The organism is Pseudoalteromonas rubra, assembly GCF_005887115.1.
GTDB lineage: Bacteria > Pseudomonadota > Gammaproteobacteria > Enterobacterales > Alteromonadaceae > Pseudoalteromonas > Pseudoalteromonas rubra_F.
On sequence record NZ_PNCJ01000016.1, the window covers coordinates 1 to 16,420 of the forward strand.

Genomic DNA, 16,420 nt, shown 5'->3' on the forward strand with positions numbered 1-16,420 from the left:
ACCAACTGAGCTAAGGGGGAAGCGTGTCTCTCAACGGGGCGAAATATTAATGACCGCTAGGCAAGGTGTCAACAATAAAAATCATTGAATTGTAAAAAAGCAGCTCGTTCGTTGAATTAATGCTCGATTTGCGCCTTTTTTAGCTGCCTTTAAGCGACTTCGACACTATGTGATGAGGCAAGGGGAGTATGTCCCTAATAGTGTCAAAATCACGAAACGTATAATTTTTGATGCTTGTGTCGTTATTTTGTTCGAAGCGAACTTTTTTTGCACTTTAACAGAGATCCGATTTGTCGTCGGTTCGAGATCCCGTGAAGATCCTGAAAATGATCGAATAACAATCCAGTATAATTGGAATTTATTGCACAAAAATTACCCAATATATACAGATTTATTGCATATAAATGTTCTAAAATATATAAATTTCTTAATTATCAGTTGTTTACTTGTTTTTTGGGGTCGTTGCTCCGAATTTGCAATATTTTGATATTGGTCTAGTCGCGCTGGATCTTTCCTAGAAAAGCGACTCGATCCCGATCGAATAGTTAGATGATCAGGTGCAAGGGGGCGATCCTTCAATCGGATCGCAAGCTAGGCCTTTATTTTTAAAGGCTGTGATAAGTTATCCACGGAATCTGTGGATAACATTGTTTATTAAACTTTAAAAAGTGCTACAACGCCATATATTCCGCGGCATAGCGACGATGCAAGCGTTTTGATGAAAAATAATTAGTTATTATATTTCAATGAGTTGTGAAATTTGCACCATACTGGAACGAGAAATGCACAATATGACGGATTTATTTCGTCCTCGCCCCATTGATGTGCAAAAAGTGACCCGAATCAAGCTCTGTTTTTCTAAAAAACCAACTTTTTCCTAAAAATGTTTGAGTTGGAGTGAAATACCCCAATAAAACAATTTTTAATGTGCTGCCTAGCACCCGCGAACTTAACCGGTTCACTCGTTTGTCGTTAAAAAACGATATCGTCGTGTAAAGCGCCGCTTTGGGCTAAACCCAGGTGGCAGTACTAAACGTAATACATAACAGCTGTTTTATCCGTACAGGCTGGATGTTTAATTAAGTGCATCATCCAAAGTGATCCATTAGAATACTCGCTTCCAAATGAGGTAAAGCAAACTATGTCCGCAGTTCGTCAATCAAATCCCGGTAGTGATATTCTCAATGGGTCAATCGTGGAAACGCTCAGACGTATGACCGTTCCTATGATTTTTGGCATGATCACTCTGATGAGTTTTAACTTAATCGACACTTTTTTTATCAGCTTACTCGGTACTGAGCCTCTCGCGGCGGTGAGTTTTACTTTCCCTGTTACTTTTACTGTTATTAGTCTTGCCATCGGGCTGGGTATTGGCACATCTGCGGTCATTGCAAAAGCCTTAGGTGCTAACAACATGGAAGAAGCTAAATTCGATGGCTTTGTTGCACTGCTGGTATCCGCGGTGATGGTGGCAATTTTATCAGCCATCGGTTACGCATCAATAGAGCCTATTTTTACCTTGCTGGGTGCCAGTGCGCAAACCATGCCTTATATCTATGACTATATTTCAATCTGGTTTGCGGGCGCTGTGTTTCTGATTATGCCCATGATTGGTAACTCTATCCTCAGAGCCAGCGGTGATACTAAAACGCCCAGTCTGATTATGGGTCTGGGCGGACTGATCAATGCCATTTTGGATCCCTTGCTGATTTTTGGCTATGGTCCATTTCCTGAGTTAGGTGTCAAAGGGGCGGCGATTGCCAGCGTAATTGCCTGGAGCGTAGGCGTCGTATTTATTTTATATTTGCTGGCAGTTAAAAAGCGCTTACTACAAATTAGCAGTCCGCAGCAAAGCATCACCCAGGCGACCAGTAAAATATTGAAGATTGGATTGCCAGCTGCAGGGGCTAACATGCTCACGCCAATAGCGATGGCTGTCATGACGGCTATCATTGCTACCTATGGTGCAGAAGCTGTGGCCGCTTTTGGTGTTGGCAGCCGTATCGAATCCATCGCCAGTTTGGTGGTGCTAGCATTGTCTATGACTCTGCCTCCTTTTGTCAGTCAAAATTTCGGTGCACAGAAATATCAGCGAGTTGAAGACGCATACCGTACCACCCTGAAGTTTGTTATGGCCTGGCAATTTGGCATCTATGTACTGCTCATAGCGGCTGCTCATTGGATAAGTCAGGCCTTTGGTGATGAGCCACAAGTCGTCGAAATTATTAAGCTATTTATCTACACCTTACCCTTAAGTTACGGCTTGCAAGGGGTCATTATCCTGACCAACTCATCATTCAATGCATTGCACAAGCCAATGCGTGCACTGGTATTAAGTGTGGTTAGGTTGTTTGTCTTCTATATACCCTGTGCCTATCTGGGGTCTCACTTTGCAGGAATTCAGGGGCTTTTTATCGGTGCTGCATTTGGTAATCTATTTACTGCCATATTGGCGTATAAATGGTTCACCAGTACGCTTTCGGCAATGCAGCAGTGCACACGACAGGAGGAAGTGGTATGAGTGATGTGTTTGACCTGGTTTCGGACTTTTCACCCAGCGGTGATCAGCCGACGGCAATAGCTCAGCTCTGTGATGGGCTAGAAGCGGGTCTGGCCCACCAGACTCTGCTGGGGGCAACCGGGACTGGTAAAACGTTTACCATGGCTAATATTATCCATACCCTGAATCGGCCTACCATCATCATGGCCCATAATAAAACACTAGCGGCGCAGTTATATGGTGAGATGAAAGAATTTTTCCCTAATAACGCGGTTGAATATTTTGTCTCTTACTATGATTATTACCAGCCAGAAGCTTATGTGGTGGCCAGTGATACCTTTATAGAGAAAGATGCGTCAATCAATGAGCACATCGAGCAGATGCGCTTGTCAGCGACAAAAGCTCTGCTGGAGCGTCGGGATACGATAATTGTTGCATCTGTCTCTGCCATTTATGGTTTGGGCGATCCAGATTCATATATGAAGATGATGTTGTTGCTTAAAGTGGGCGAAACCATGGAACAGCGCGCAATGCTCAGGCGTTTGGCTGAACTTCAGTACACTCGAAACGATATGGATTTTAGCCGCGGCACATATCGGGTCAGAGGCGAGGTAATTGATATCTTCCCCGCAGAATCAGACACCTATGCTATCAGAGTGGAAATGTTCGATGAAGAGATCGAACGCATTAGCATGTTTGATCCCCTCACCGGCGCGGTAGAAAAGCACTTAGTGCGGGCCACCATTTATCCCAAAACCCACTATGTTACACCGCGCGAAAAAATCCTTGATGCGATTGAAAAAATCAAATTAGAGCTCAAAGAGCGTCGCAATAAGTTGTTGACAGATAATCGCTTGATAGAAGAGCAAAGAGTCGCGCAGCGCACGCAATATGATATCGAAATGATGACCGAGCTGGGTTATTGCTCAGGCATCGAAAACTACAGCCGATACTTATCCGGGCGTGCACCTGGCGAGCCACCCCCGACATTGCTGGACTATTTGCCAGATGATGCTCTGATGATCATCGACGAATCTCATGTCACCGTTTCACAGATTGGCGCCATGTATAAGGGAGATCGCAGCCGCAAAGAGAACTTAGTTGAGTACGGATTCAGGCTACCTTCTGCCATGGATAACCGTCCACTGAAGTTTGAAGAGTTTGAAGCGATTGCACCACAGACGATTTATGTTTCTGCTACGCCGGGAGATTATGAACTCACTAGGTCCAGTGGTGAAGTCGCCGAGCAGGTGATCCGTCCTACAGGGCTGTTAGACCCTGAACTGGAAGTGCGCCCCGTTGCGACTCAGGTTGATGATCTCTTATCTGAAATCTATCGACGAGTCGAGCTCAAGGAGCGTGTTCTGGTCACAACACTGACCAAGCGCATGGCAGAAGACCTTACCGATTACCTCAATGATCATGATGTCCGGGTTCGTTATTTACATTCTGACATTGATACTGTCGAACGGATGGAAATTATCCGGGACCTGCGTAAAGGTGTATTTGACGTATTAGTTGGTATTAACTTACTGCGTGAGGGTCTGGATATGCCAGAGGTTTCACTGGTCGCGATTTTGGATGCGGATAAAGAGGGCTTCTTGCGCTCAACACGGTCACTGATTCAGACAATTGGTCGGGCCGCGCGACACATCAATGGTAAAGCCATCTTATATGGGGATTCGATCACCAAATCTATGCGTCAGGCAATTGATGAAACGGAGCGACGTCGGGCCATTCAACATGCTTACAATGAAAAGCATGGTTTAAAACCACAAGCCTTGGTGAAGAAAATCACTGATGTGATGGATCTGGGTGAAGAAGTCTCGGCAGAGCAGTCTAAAGCAATGCCGAAAGTGTCGAAAAAGACAGCACCTTCTAAGCAAACACATAGTGTCGCTGAATTGACTGAGCAGATAAAACAGCTAGAGTCTCAGATGATGCAACACGCACGTGAGCTGGAGTTCGAGAAGGCCGCTGCGATACGGGATGAAGTCCACCTGTTGCAGCAACAGTTGCTGAAAAGCTAATACATTAAAGCGCAGCAAGTGCTGCGCTTTTAACTGTTTTATTTAGAAACGGTAGCTGACACCTAAACCTAAGTTTGTTGTGTCCAGGTCACCCATATCCAGGTATTGAATACTGGCGTTAACCGACATCCCATTATCCCAATCGTATTGCCAGCCGGCTTCTGTCAGGAAGCTTATGCCATCTTCTTCAACCATGGTTTTGCCTTTGTAGCCAATTTCATAGTCGTAATAATGCGCGCCGAGCTTCGCATACAGATAATTATTATCAGTAAGCTGGTACTGACCTTTCACAGCCAAGACAAAGTTGTCATAGTCTAACTCGTTTGCACCAAGGCCAAACAAGGCTTTATCGTTGCGTGTACAAGTGAACTTATCATCGCTATCGTCCTTACATTCCCATTCATCCGCTTCCATACCTGTGTTGTAAGCAGCTTCCAGCGCCCAGGTCGAATCATATTGATAGTTGTAGTAAAAGTATACATGTGTAACACCATCACCATCCTGATCTGAGCTATTGTAAGAGGCACTGCCGCCAAATAGTTGTGCACCTATGCGGTGCTGTTCATCATGCTGTGCAGCCTGTGATGCAAAAGAGGCTGAAACTGCAAAAACCAGTGAGAGGAGAGATAAAGATTTCATTGCTGTCATTCCGTTTGATTAACTTGCTGACAAGTTTATTCAGACTCCTTGTGAGAGTCTGTTTGTGGGGTGTCATAAAGTGTAAGCGCTTGTATGATAGCTGTACGTACATATGGATCGGTTAGTCGGCACGGTGAAAACCACGGCTGATTTGTTGCAGATCTGCCTCCTTAACAGGGTTTGAGGGCGTATTGCTTCTGATCAGAACAATGTCTATCGCAGGTAAGGGGGGTAAACCCTGAACATTCAGGAGCGGAAGGCCCTCTGCGCTACTATGGGCCAGTGCGCCAATTGCTAACCCGGCTTTAACCAGAGCGCGTAATGCTGAGGCACTTTGGCAGTTTGCAATGACCTTAAATGTGCGCTCCTGCTTCATTAAACCCTCGATGGCGGCCTGATGGAAGCGACAGTCTCGTTGAAATACGGCGAGCGAAAAAGATGTTTCTGGATGCCAAGTGCCAACCCATACCCCTTGATCATGGTATAGGAATAATCCTTCCTCGGAGTCAGGGCTTCGAGTGATCACACCCAAATCCAGTTCACCCTGATCCAGCGCGTCTTTTATCCGATTGCTGGACATGCAGTGAATATCAAGCTCGAGGTTCTGCCATAGTTGATGCAGCTGAGCGGTGAGTGAAGGCAAAATGGTGTCAGCATAATCGTCAGGGCAACCCAGTCTGATAAGTGTAGGTCGCTCACTTTGACGCATATATGCCAGAGTATCATCGTGCAATCTAACCAATTGTTTTGCGTAACGCATTAAGGTATGCCCATCCTGTGTCAGGTGCAGCTTACGGCCTGATTTTTCAAACAGAGGCTTACCTACATCTTCCTGAAGTTTTTTCATCTGCATACTAATGGCTGATTGAGTACGGTGTAGCTGGTTAGCTGCACGAGTAAAGCTGTCGTTTTCGACGCAAGCGATAAAGCTTCGCAATGATTCTATGTCCATACCCATAAGATTTCTTGATGTTTGATATTAGAATTATCCGTTGGTTTCGGTTAATAAAGCAACTTAAAGTGGAAGCTGCAAAAATTATCGCTATCGAAATAAGGAAGACTATGAAGCTTTATATCGGCAACAAAAATTACTCTACCTGGTCTTTGAGGGCTTGGTTATTACTTGAAAAATCGGGTTTAAATTTCCAGGAAACCTTGTTAAAACTAGAGACAGACGCGTTTTATCAGGCCTTGTCTGGTGTTAGCCCAACCAACAAAGTACCGCTTCTTATTGATGGAGATGTGGTTGTCTGGGAGTCTCTGGCAATCTGCGAATACATCAACGAGACTTATCTTTCGGGGAGGGCCTGGCCTGCGAATCCTGAGCTACGTGCCCGTGCACGTTCACTCAGTAGTGAAATGCACAGCGGCTTTTTGGCGCTCAGATCGGAAATGCCAATGAATATTCGGGCGAAACGTCATGTGAACTTATCTGCGGCAGCGCAAAAAGACATAGAAAGGATTACACAAATTTGGCGAGAACAATTGCAGGAATTTGGCCAGCAGGGGGGTTGGCTATTTGGTGACTGGAGTATTGTCGACGCAATGTTTGCACCGGTTGTAATGCGATTTCTAACTTATGGCATTGAGCCTGGACCAGAAGCAAGTGCGTATATGGAAAAAGTACTTACTTGCCCTGCCATTCAGAGGTGGCGCGCAGACGCGCTGCTTGAGCAGGATATAGTACCAAGTGATGAAGCTGGCATTCCAAGTGACTAATGTAAGGCGCAGGTATTAATATCGGGGTTATCTGCATACTGTGTCCTTATTTGGGTAATATACTTATTGTTGTATGTTGATCAATAATGGATATGTCTAATGCTGACCCCAGTTACCTCCCATAATCAAACCATCTATCATAATCTGGCGCAGGCTTATGAGGCTGAATTTTCTCCTCTTACAGATAAAAGCCCTGGCCCTGACGGCGTATTTGCATTAGATACTTTGCTGGACGATAACGTGAGGGGATATTTATGTTATGTCAACAAAACCCCGGTAGGATTGGCAGCGATAGCGCAGCATCAGGAAAGAGAGTTTGAAGTTTGTGAGTTTTATATAGTACCTCGTTTTCGCAAAGCTGGGCTCGGCGCTCGGTTTGCTCGCGCTATCTGGGCGAACTCTCCGGGTCTGTGGACCATTAAGCAGATTGCTGGTGCCGACTATGCAACGCAATTCTGGCGTCGTGCAATTGCTCAAGCCGGCATAGAAGAGATGGAAGAAGACACCTACCATGACCCATACTGGGGCACAGTGATGCGCCAGCGATTCAGATACGATATGTCATCGTCTAACTGAGTTAGGCTGTCAGGCGCGTATCTGTGTCAGGATGTGCTGGCAGTCTGGCAGCGCCATAAAGTGTGGCACTGGGTAATCTGGGTGTGCCTCTTCAAGTGCCAGGACTGCCAGTGACCTAATATCGTCACTGATTACTTCACTGAGGTGAGCCTGAATGTTGAGCTGCGCCAGCAATTGCGTGATGTGTGTGATGAGATCTTGCGCTTGTCGTTCAACAGGGTAATCCAAAGAAGTCAGATTACAATAACGGGCTATCGTGGCCAACTGATGGTGTATTCTGCTCCCATACCAATGCAGAACTGGTAACAGCAATACTGCGTTTGCCAGGCCGTGTGGGGTGCCATATTTAGCTGTGAGCTGGTGTGAAATAGCATGTACATAGCCCACCGATGTTCGTGTAAATGCTTGTCCCGCTAAGAAAGAGGCATAGAGCAGCTTTTCTCTTGCTTGCAAGTTTTGACCATCAGAGTAAGCAATGGGCAGGTGGCAGAAGATAAGCTCACATGCCTCGAGTGCTTTGTCATTCGTCAGCTTAGTCGCATTTATGCTTAAGATGGCTTCGATGGCGTGAGTCAATGCATCGATAGCGGTAGTTGCCGTTATTCCGGCCGGCAAACTGGTTGTGAGTTGACTCAGCAGAACAGCGCGCTGTGGAACCAGACAAAAGTCTGCGGCAGCGAGCTTCTTACCCCTTTTTTCGTCATTGAACACAGCTGCAACCGTTGTTTCAGACCCCGTGCCAGCTGTGGTTGGTATTGCAATGTTAGGGGGCAGTGGTTTAAGCACCTTAAACAAACCCGAAAAGGCGTCAACGGAGCGTTTTGGCCGAGCAGTCCGAGCACCAATGAGCTTTGCCGCATCCAGTACCGAGCCACCCCCGACACTGATAATCGCCTTGCACTTATTTGAAAGGTAGGTTTGATAGCCTTGTTCTATGTTTTCTACCGTGGGGTTAGCCTGAACTTGATCATAAACGACAGGGCGCAGGTTTTGAGCCTCCAGTGCGGTAATGACGGGTGAAATGACGCTTAGCTCATTCAGGACTTTGTCTGTTACCAGCAAGACCTGAGCGTCATGTGGTAAAGTCAGATCTTGAATCGCGCTGTTAAGCCCCGTTAACCCTTGGTAAAGCTTTGGTGCCGGAATACCAATAAATCTGACAATGCATTTCAGTAAAAAGTGATAGCAGCGATAGAGTAGGCGCATAACCCGGATGGCTCAAGTGGTTTTTTATTGCACAAAAGCATAGCTGAAAGTGCCTGTGTAAGGCAAAGTTTTAGTGTGGCAGGTAGTTGAAATCGCGTTGCTATAGAAGGAGGGTGAGCCAGCGTGAGTGCTGGCTCATATGCAGAGAATTAAACAACTCCGCGTGGTAGGCGGCAGTCATGGTCCTTTTCTGCCAGCTCAATGATCCAGGCTTCTTCTGCGGTGTAGCCATCTTCATTTGCTTTGACAACCGTGAACGGGGCTGCTTTTTTAACCGCTGGCGCTGCTGCCTTGGTTGTTGCTTTTTTCTTTGGCGCAGGTTGTTCTGTCGCGGCTGCTCCTGAAGTTAGCTCTTCGGTTAAAGCTGCTACATCTGCCAGACGCATATTTTTACCACCGTCAATGCTGTACCAGCCTGGTTTAGTGGTGATCTCTGGCTTTTTGCCGTTTGCGGCTTCATATGCGGCTTCAAATGCACTTAAAACTTCAGTTTTATCTAGTTTACTCATCGTAAATCCCAGTCGTGTTATACGCGGATACGCAGGTTAAGATTAAACGATATTTATACCTATTTTTGAGTAATTTTTCAATTTTTTGCGTTTTTAAGCTCTGATTCATCGCAAATCAGTCCCTACTCAAGGGGGATATATCCAACTTTTGGATTAATTTATACCAATTTGCTTAATTAAGTGTTCTGTTTTGAGGCGAGAAAATAGGGTCGATAACACCGCTCTCGCGTCCTGCTATCGCTGAGGCACCTACATCCATACAGGCGAGGTAAAAATTTTGCTATTTAGTTGTCCTAAATAAGAAACTTTTAACGCCGTTAGCGCCCTATTTGCTCCTTCAAATTGACCCGGTGTTAAGTGAACTTGGTATTACAAAGCTTGTGGGTCAATCATTCGGCGCAGCGCTATCCATTGTCGTCCTATCAATTCATGGGCATAAGTCGTTACTGCGTTTAATACGGATGCACTGGCGATAAAGCGCCGAAAGCCCTGCGCATTGCCGTAACTGTAAAATTGTACAGGTGCAGCTATGGTATCCACTCCCTGTGCAGAGAATAAATCTTGTGCACGAGTCATGTGGCTGGCTGAGGTGACCAGGGCAACTTTACTGTCAACAAGTCTGGTTGCAAGCAATAAAGCCTCTTCGGCTGTATCCCTGGCCTTTGAGTTTTGAATTATTTTGTGCACAGGAATGCCAAGGGCAACTGCGGTATTGGCCATCATGGCGCTGCTTGTTGCTTTACCATGTCCGGCACCCGACACAATAAGCTGCGCATTTGGGTAAGCATGAAGTAGTCTGAGCCCTTCGGTCAGGCGAGAGAGCGCACAGCCTGATAGTTGCAGGTTGGCCGGCAATCGAGAGGCTGGCCTCACGCCACATCCCAGTACGACGACATAGTCTACATTTTGGTGCTTGTTCGTTAAAAATGGAGCTAACCTTTTCTCTGAAGGCGTTATAAGTACGTCTGCAAAGAAAGGGGTACTGATTGCCCATAAGCTGACAACTAACAGCCAGCTTACGAGGTAAGATTTGACATTTATCCTGGCGATAAACAGCAAGCACAGAGCAACTAACAGCAGGGTGATAGGCAAGGGCATCAGCAAAGACCCAATCACCTTTTTTACCTCAAACATAAAAATAGTCCGTTTATATTAGTCTGCTTAGTTTACCTTTATTCTCTCTCAAATACGTGGGTAATTCTGCTGATTTCTTGTTTAGCGATTTACGGATTGTTTGCAGGTATTCAGGAAATGGCGGTAAACCGGGTTATCCTTCATATTCTTTTTCATTGCAAGATACATGGGGCGATTCAAGCCTAATGCACCTAACGGTATAGACTTGATCAATCCCTGACTTTCATAGGGAGTAACTAACCAATCGGGTAGCGCCGCAACGCCCATACCGGCACTGACCAACTGAAATATCAGTAGCCCCTGGTCCACGGTTTTCAAAGTGCCGTCAAATCGGGCATTCTGGATGAAGTGTTTGAAGATATCCTGGCGCTCTTTAGGGATGGGGTAAGAAATAATGGTTTCGTCTTTCAGGTCGAGTGCGGTGACATAGGCTTTTTTCGCGAGCTCGTGATCAGGTGCGACAATGAGCTTCAGTTTAAAGTCAAAAATATGTGCATACTCTACGTGCTCAGGCTCGCGAATATCCGAGGTCAGGACCAGGTCTAGTTCATCACTGAGTAGTTCGGGGATCGCGTCGTAGCTAAAGCCGCGTTCATAATCCACCTTTATGTCTGGCCAGAAGTTATTGAACTCTTTAATGGTCGGCAGCAACCAGTGAAAACAGGCATGGCATTCAACACTGAGCCTCAACTGTGAGATAGGTTGATTGAGACTTTCTTTGAGACGGCACTTGGTGGCTTCGACCTTAGGTAAAACGTCATTCGCAAGTTCTAGTAAAAGCATGCCCTGTGGGGTAAAGCGAACGGGCTGCGTCTTGCGCTCAAACAATTGGCAATCCAGTTTGTTTTCCAGATCTTTGATTTGGTGAGAAAGTGCTGACTGAGTGAGGAATAACTCACGCGCTGTATTGACCAGTGATCCGGTTTCTTTCAGGGTCGCTATGGTTTTTAAGTGCTTTATATCTATCATCATCAACAAATCTCATTCTAAACGTGAGTAAAACTCAGATTACACCCATACTACGCTGTGAATCCAAGCTATTCAACGTCTAGACGTCTATAAATCCAGCAGCGATTGACTAAATATTTACAAAATTACTATAGCATTATTTTTGACAGCGTTGTCATTCTTTATTTGACTTTTTTTTAAAAAATTACAATTTAATTTTACTCAAGTTGATTTTGAGAAAGAATCAGTTGTGAAAATGAGGGCTGAGATGTGGGTTTTAGTCATCTAGACTGTCAAACGGTGTTTGGTGTGCTGATACGACATATTCACAGGCCTACGTGTAGTTCAAGCCGTATTTACTCATATATTTAAAACTATTTAGCGGGCAATCATTACAACATGAGTTGCAGAGCCTTTATGGCAGCTAATCGAGGATAATGAAATGCATTTATTTTGATCAATGACTTAGCCTGGGTCCGCTCTCGGAGTAGAGTTTACAGGACCAGTCTTACTGGGCGGTGAGTCACATAATCGATTTAACATGGAGCAAAGCATTGAGAGCCACACTGGCTTAATGTGTGTAAGCCAGTTACCCGATGCCCCCTCAGGGGGCATTTTTCGTTTTGGCCTTAATCTGCTCTGTCTGTAAAAAAGCCAGTGCCTGCGAAGCTTTAAGGGGGTGAGAAATTAAAAACCCTTGCCCATACTGACATGATTTTGTGCTCAGCAGCTGAAACTGTTGCAGAGTTTCTATGCCTTCTGCTACTACTTCCAGGTCCAGTGACTTGGCGAGCGACAAAATCGCGTCAACCAGCGGGTTTTCTTCATCTGTGAGTTGATTAATAAAACTCTTGTCGATTTTAAGTACATGAATAGGCAACTGGTGAAGGTAACCAAGGGCCGAATATCCGGTACCAAAGTCGTCGAGATACAGCTTCACGCCAAAGGGTGACAGACCATTAATTACTTTAGTCGCCAGGCTGAGGTTTTCAATCAGCCCGGATTCCGTGATTTCAAGGCTGAGTGCCCCATTACTCAGTTGGTAGGTACGGTATAAAGCTGCGATCTGCTCTACAAATTCCAAACTGGCAAAGTGACGCGAAGAGACATTGACGGTCAGGCTGATGTCCTGAAACCCGGCGCTCTGCCATTTCGCGACTTGTTTTGCTGCCAATTCAAGTAAGTGTAAATCGAGCTCAATAATCTGGCCTGTCTGCTCGGCGATGGGAATAAAGTCATCAGGTGTGACCAGGCCATTTTTAGGGTGATGCCAGCGAACCAGAGATTCGAAACTGACGACCTTAGGATGAGTGAGAGTGAAAATGGGCTGATAATAAAGCTCAAATTCTCCGTTTTTAATCCCATTTTGTAGGTCATTTTCTATGTCGGCCTGCTGTTTTAGCTTTTTTCGCATCTCATTATTGAAATAGCGGATCTGACTGCGCCCCGCTGATTTAGCTTCGTACATAGCGGCATCAGCCTGTTGCAGCAGGGTTATGGCGTTGTCAGAGTCGCTGGAGGTAAAGGCGACACCAATGCTGCTTGAAGCTTGCAGCAGGTGACCGTCGATATGAATGGGTTTCGCGATGGCTCCTGTGATGCGTTCCAAGGCAAGTTCGACTTGGTGTTTGTCACTAATATTTTCCATGAAGATGGCGAATTCATCACCTCCCAGACGTGCAAAGGTGTCCGTTTTGCGAATGCAGCCACGGATAAGATCAACAATGGCCACTAAAAAGTGATCGCCGACATCGTGCCCCAGCGCGTCATTGATGCTTTTAAAGCGATCCAGGTCAAGATATAACAAACAATGCTGGAGTGCGGACTGACTTCGCCCTAAAGATAAAATGGCATGTTTGATACGCTCCAGCATTAGGTAACGATTCGCCAGCCCGGTCAAGTCATCGTGTAGTGCTCTGTGCTCCAGTGCCTGGCGGGCAAGGCGTCGGTCGATAGCCATGCTGAGCTGACGGCTGATGTAGGTTAAAATAGCTTTATGGTGTTGGCTAAATGCCTGGTCGTTGTCATAGCTTTGCAGGACAACGACGCCCTGATACTGGTCATTGACGACAAAAGGAACACCGAGCCAGGAGCGCGGTGAGCGACCGACCATCTTAAAATTCTGCTGCTTAATATGCGTTAAAAACTGCTGGTGGTCACACAACAAGGGTTTTTGTTGTTTGATGATGTAATAAGAGGCAGTGTGTTTGATCTGCTCTTTGGAGACTTTTTGATGGGCACTGCACTTTACGCCTGCCTCAATCAGATAGTCGATCTCCAGAACGTCAAGCTGGGTGTCATATAGCCCGATAAAGCAGTTTTCCGCCGGTAATTGTGAACAAATGATGCTGTACAGCTCATCATAAAAAGCGTCTAAGTTGCGTGACTGGTATGTGATATTCGCGATTTTTAGCAAGCACTTTTCCAGTTGTTGTGCCTGATGCAGCTGATCTACAGTGGCTGTGAGGTGGTCCAGTGTTCGAACCTGATGAATTTTAGCACTGAGTAAGTGAGCAACTGTGGAGAGGATCTGTAAATGTCCCTGTGTGAAATAGTCCGGCTCAGGGTGCTCACAGTCAATTACGCCTAGTAACGTGTTTTCATAAACCAATGGCACACATAGCTCCGACAGCGCAGGTCGGGCGTCGGCTATGTACATAGGTTCAAGGGCAACGTTACCAGAGAGAAAAGGTTGCTTAGTACGGGCAACATGCCCCGTGATCCCAGCAGCGATAGGGATACGTTGCTGGCGTACTTCATGGACAATGTCTTTGTGTGCAACCCCCATACTGGCGACGACGTCCAGAAATTGATTCGCAGGGTCGCTCAGATAAATAACGCAATCAACAAACCCTAGTCGGCTTACTACCTGACTGGTGACATACTCAAAGAGTTCATCCAGGTGTGTGATCTGCAATAGCGATAATGAAAACTGGTTAATGATGCTTAACTGTTCGGTTTTTGATTCTAGTTTTGTTTCTGACAGTATTGGCATAGCATAGGCCTGATTACTTAATCTTCTACCATGTTAACGCTCTTAAATCATGCGTTACAGTCAATGTTGCAATTAAATTGCTATTCGCTGTAAACCTGATGACACTTTTACGACATTGTGGCTCCAAAGCGTGTCGGGTTGGACTGAAAAACTTTACTAACCTGCTGGCTCGGCCTATGATCGGGCAAATTCAGTAGTGGGAAAGAGCAATGACAAGTAAACAGACCTTAACAATCACTCGTCCAGACGACTGGCATGTGCATCTTCGTGATGGTGCGGTACTCGTTGACACTGTGCGCGACATCAGTCGCTACATGGGGCGCGCTATCATTATGCCTAACCTGGTGCCTCCGGCGACTTGTACGCAAAGCGCACTGGCTTATCGGGAGCGTATTCTTGCAGCACAACCGAAAGCGCAATTTGAGCCGCTGATGGTGTTGTATCTGACGGATAATACCAGCGCTGAAGAGATCCGAGCTGCAAAAGCCAGTGGACATATAGTTGCCGCAAAGCTTTACCCTGCTGGTGCAACTACCAATTCAGACTCCGGTGTGACTGACGTTGAAAATATTTACCCTATCCTTGAAGTGATGCAAGAAGTGGGTATGTTATTGCTCGTGCACGGTGAAGTGACGGATTCTTCGATCGATATTTTTGATCGTGAAAAGGTGTTTATTGATACAAAACTTAAAAAAGTCGTCGATGCGTTTCCCAAACTAAAAATCGTGCTAGAGCATATTACCACTCAGGATGCGGTTGAGTTTGTTGAGTCGGCACCGGATAATGTCGCAGCGACAATTACTGCTCACCACTTGCTATATAACCGCAATCATATGCTAGCAGGCGGTATCCGTCCCCATTACTACTGTTTGCCGATACTGAAGCGAAATACACATCAGCAAGCGCTATTGCGTGCCGCGACCAGTGGCAGTAAAAAGTTCTTTTTGGGTACGGATTCTGCGCCTCATGCCAAAGATAAAAAGGAAGCGGCTTGTGGATGTGCTGGTGCTTATACTGCCCATGCAGCCATTGAGCTGTATGCAGAAGCATTCGAAGAGGCTGACGCGCTGGATAAGCTAGAAGGTTTTGCGAGTCACTTTGGCCCGGATTTTTATGGCTTACCACGCAATACAGATACTATCACACTGGAAAAAACCAGCTGGCAAGTACCAGAGTCTTATCCACTGGGCGATACTCAGGTTGTGCCAATTAAGGCGGGTGCAAGCGTAGACTGGTTGGTCGTCGCTGAATAAACACGAGATCATATATGACAAGGCAGCCTCGGCTGCCTTTTTTGTACAATTTGATGCCGTGCGATTTAATCAAAAGTCAGGGGGGCGTTGCTTTTTGTAAAACGGTGTTCAAGGCTTCATCCATTTTTGCGATAAAATCAGTTTTGAAGGGATATTTTCCTTCGTACCCTTTTAAGTAACCGATATGGGCACTGCGGCTCAGGACTACACGGTCTTCGATAAATGATTTTGCTGATAATCCGGGTAATTGTTCCTGAAGATCACTAATTCCAATTAAAGTTGAGAGCCTGTCGTTAATGTAGCAGTCGATCCTTTTTTTAAATAGCTTGATGATGTTAGCGCGGGTGTTCTTGTTTTCCCAAACAACAATATGTCCGGTTTCTCTTGCTTGTTTGAGTGCATCGTCCAGGATAAGAAAGCCTGCATTCAAGCCGATATTAATCGGTGCCTTATCGCTATCACGCTGAGTGATATTTTGTAAAGTGACACCGGGGTTGCAAAACGCCACAACTTCTTCTTGTTTCAGCGCGACAGAGTAGGGCCAGATATAGGGGCGTGTGTCTAGATGAATATAAGGTGGCATCAGAGCGAATGCTTCACCATGTTCGAGGGCCGCAACGCCTCTTTTCCATGGAATGGGACGTAACTCAACCAAATACTCCTCTTTTATGAGCTTCGCGGCCTCCTGAATTAGGGTCGGGTATATCCCGACCAGTTTTCCATCCTGAACATAAGAATAAGGGGGGTAGCTGTCGTCAGCTAAAATAGTGACTGGGATCGGGCTTGCGGCACGTGCAAGGGCACTGGCAAAAAAACCACATAACACGAGCAATCGCACCGCGTGTGTATATACTGAATACTCGCGATACAGGTTCCTGCATTGTCTCGCTTTAACTACTTCTGACACAGCT

13 protein-coding genes are annotated in these 16,420 nt (G+C 45.9%); 5 read left to right on the forward strand and 8 right to left on the reverse strand.

Annotation, left to right across the window (positions count from 1 at the left end; genetic code table 11):
* The first annotated feature begins 1,141 nt into the window (after positions 1-1,141).
* Positions 1,142-2,521: an MATE family efflux transporter gene (locus CWB98_RS11695; RefSeq protein ID WP_138545056.1), complete on the forward strand. Its 1,380-nt coding sequence runs from the start codon at positions 1,142-1,144 to the stop codon at positions 2,519-2,521.
* A complete protein-coding gene (uvrB, locus tag CWB98_RS11700; RefSeq protein WP_138545057.1) occupies positions 2,518-4,530 on the forward strand; it encodes an excinuclease ABC subunit UvrB in 2,013 nt (670 codons plus the stop codon). Before CWB98_RS11695 ends, uvrB begins: the two co-directional genes overlap by 4 nt.
* 42 nt (positions 4,531-4,572) lie before the next feature.
* Here the strand turns inward: uvrB and CWB98_RS11705 are convergent, their stop codons facing one another.
* Positions 4,573-5,169 (reverse strand): porin family protein, encoded by a 597-nt coding sequence (locus CWB98_RS11705; protein WP_138545058.1) that lies wholly within the window; start codon positions 5,167-5,169, stop codon positions 4,573-4,575.
* 121 nt (positions 5,170-5,290) lie between these two features.
* Positions 5,291-6,121 carry a LysR substrate-binding domain-containing protein gene (locus CWB98_RS11710; RefSeq protein WP_249364669.1) on the reverse strand — a complete coding sequence of 277 codons (831 nt, stop codon included), beginning with the start codon at positions 6,119-6,121 and terminating at the stop codon, positions 5,291-5,293.
* Positions 6,122-6,231: 110 nt separating this feature from the next.
* On the opposite strand from CWB98_RS11710, the gene CWB98_RS11715 reads away from it, so the two are divergent.
* Both CWB98_RS11715 and CWB98_RS11720 read left to right on the forward strand, forming a co-directional pair.
* A complete protein-coding gene (locus CWB98_RS11715; protein ID WP_138545060.1) occupies positions 6,232-6,888 on the forward strand; it encodes a glutathione S-transferase family protein in 657 nt (218 codons plus the stop codon).
* 99 nt (positions 6,889-6,987) lie between these two features.
* Entirely contained in the window at positions 6,988-7,464 is a 477-nt protein-coding gene (locus CWB98_RS11720; protein WP_138545061.1) for a GNAT family N-acetyltransferase, read from the forward strand.
* Between the two features lie 9 nt (positions 7,465-7,473).
* Here the strand turns inward: CWB98_RS11720 and CWB98_RS11725 are convergent, their stop codons facing one another.
* The 5 genes from CWB98_RS11725 to CWB98_RS11750 all read right to left on the reverse strand — a co-directional run bounded on the left by CWB98_RS11725 (position 7,474) and on the right by CWB98_RS11750 (position 14,256).
* A complete protein-coding gene (locus CWB98_RS11725; RefSeq protein ID WP_138545062.1) occupies positions 7,474-8,670 on the reverse strand; it encodes an iron-containing alcohol dehydrogenase in 1,197 nt (398 codons plus the stop codon).
* Between the two features lie 149 nt (positions 8,671-8,819).
* Positions 8,820-9,179 (reverse strand): hypothetical protein, encoded by a 360-nt coding sequence (locus tag CWB98_RS11730; RefSeq protein ID WP_138545063.1) that lies wholly within the window; start codon positions 9,177-9,179, stop codon positions 8,820-8,822.
* 369 nt (positions 9,180-9,548) lie between these two features.
* Entirely contained in the window at positions 9,549-10,313 is a 765-nt protein-coding gene (locus tag CWB98_RS11740) for a YdcF family protein (protein ID WP_138545064.1), read from the reverse strand.
* Between the two features lie 81 nt (positions 10,314-10,394).
* Positions 10,395-11,282 (reverse strand): LysR family transcriptional regulator, encoded by an 888-nt coding sequence (locus tag CWB98_RS11745; RefSeq protein WP_054017350.1) that lies wholly within the window; start codon positions 11,280-11,282, stop codon positions 10,395-10,397.
* Positions 11,283-11,865: 583 nt separating this feature from the next.
* A complete protein-coding gene (locus CWB98_RS11750) occupies positions 11,866-14,256 on the reverse strand; it encodes an EAL domain-containing protein (RefSeq protein WP_171045638.1) in 2,391 nt (796 codons plus the stop codon).
* 209 nt (positions 14,257-14,465) lie between these two features.
* Between CWB98_RS11750 and pyrC the strand changes: the two genes are divergently transcribed.
* Positions 14,466-15,509 (forward strand): dihydroorotase, encoded by a 1,044-nt coding sequence (gene pyrC, locus CWB98_RS11755; RefSeq protein WP_138545065.1) that lies wholly within the window; start codon positions 14,466-14,468, stop codon positions 15,507-15,509.
* Positions 15,510-15,585: 76 nt separating this feature from the next.
* Here the strand turns inward: pyrC and CWB98_RS11760 are convergent, their stop codons facing one another.
* Entirely contained in the window at positions 15,586-16,416 is an 831-nt protein-coding gene (locus CWB98_RS11760; protein ID WP_138545066.1) for a substrate-binding periplasmic protein, read from the reverse strand.
* Positions 16,417-16,420 lie beyond the last annotated feature (4 nt).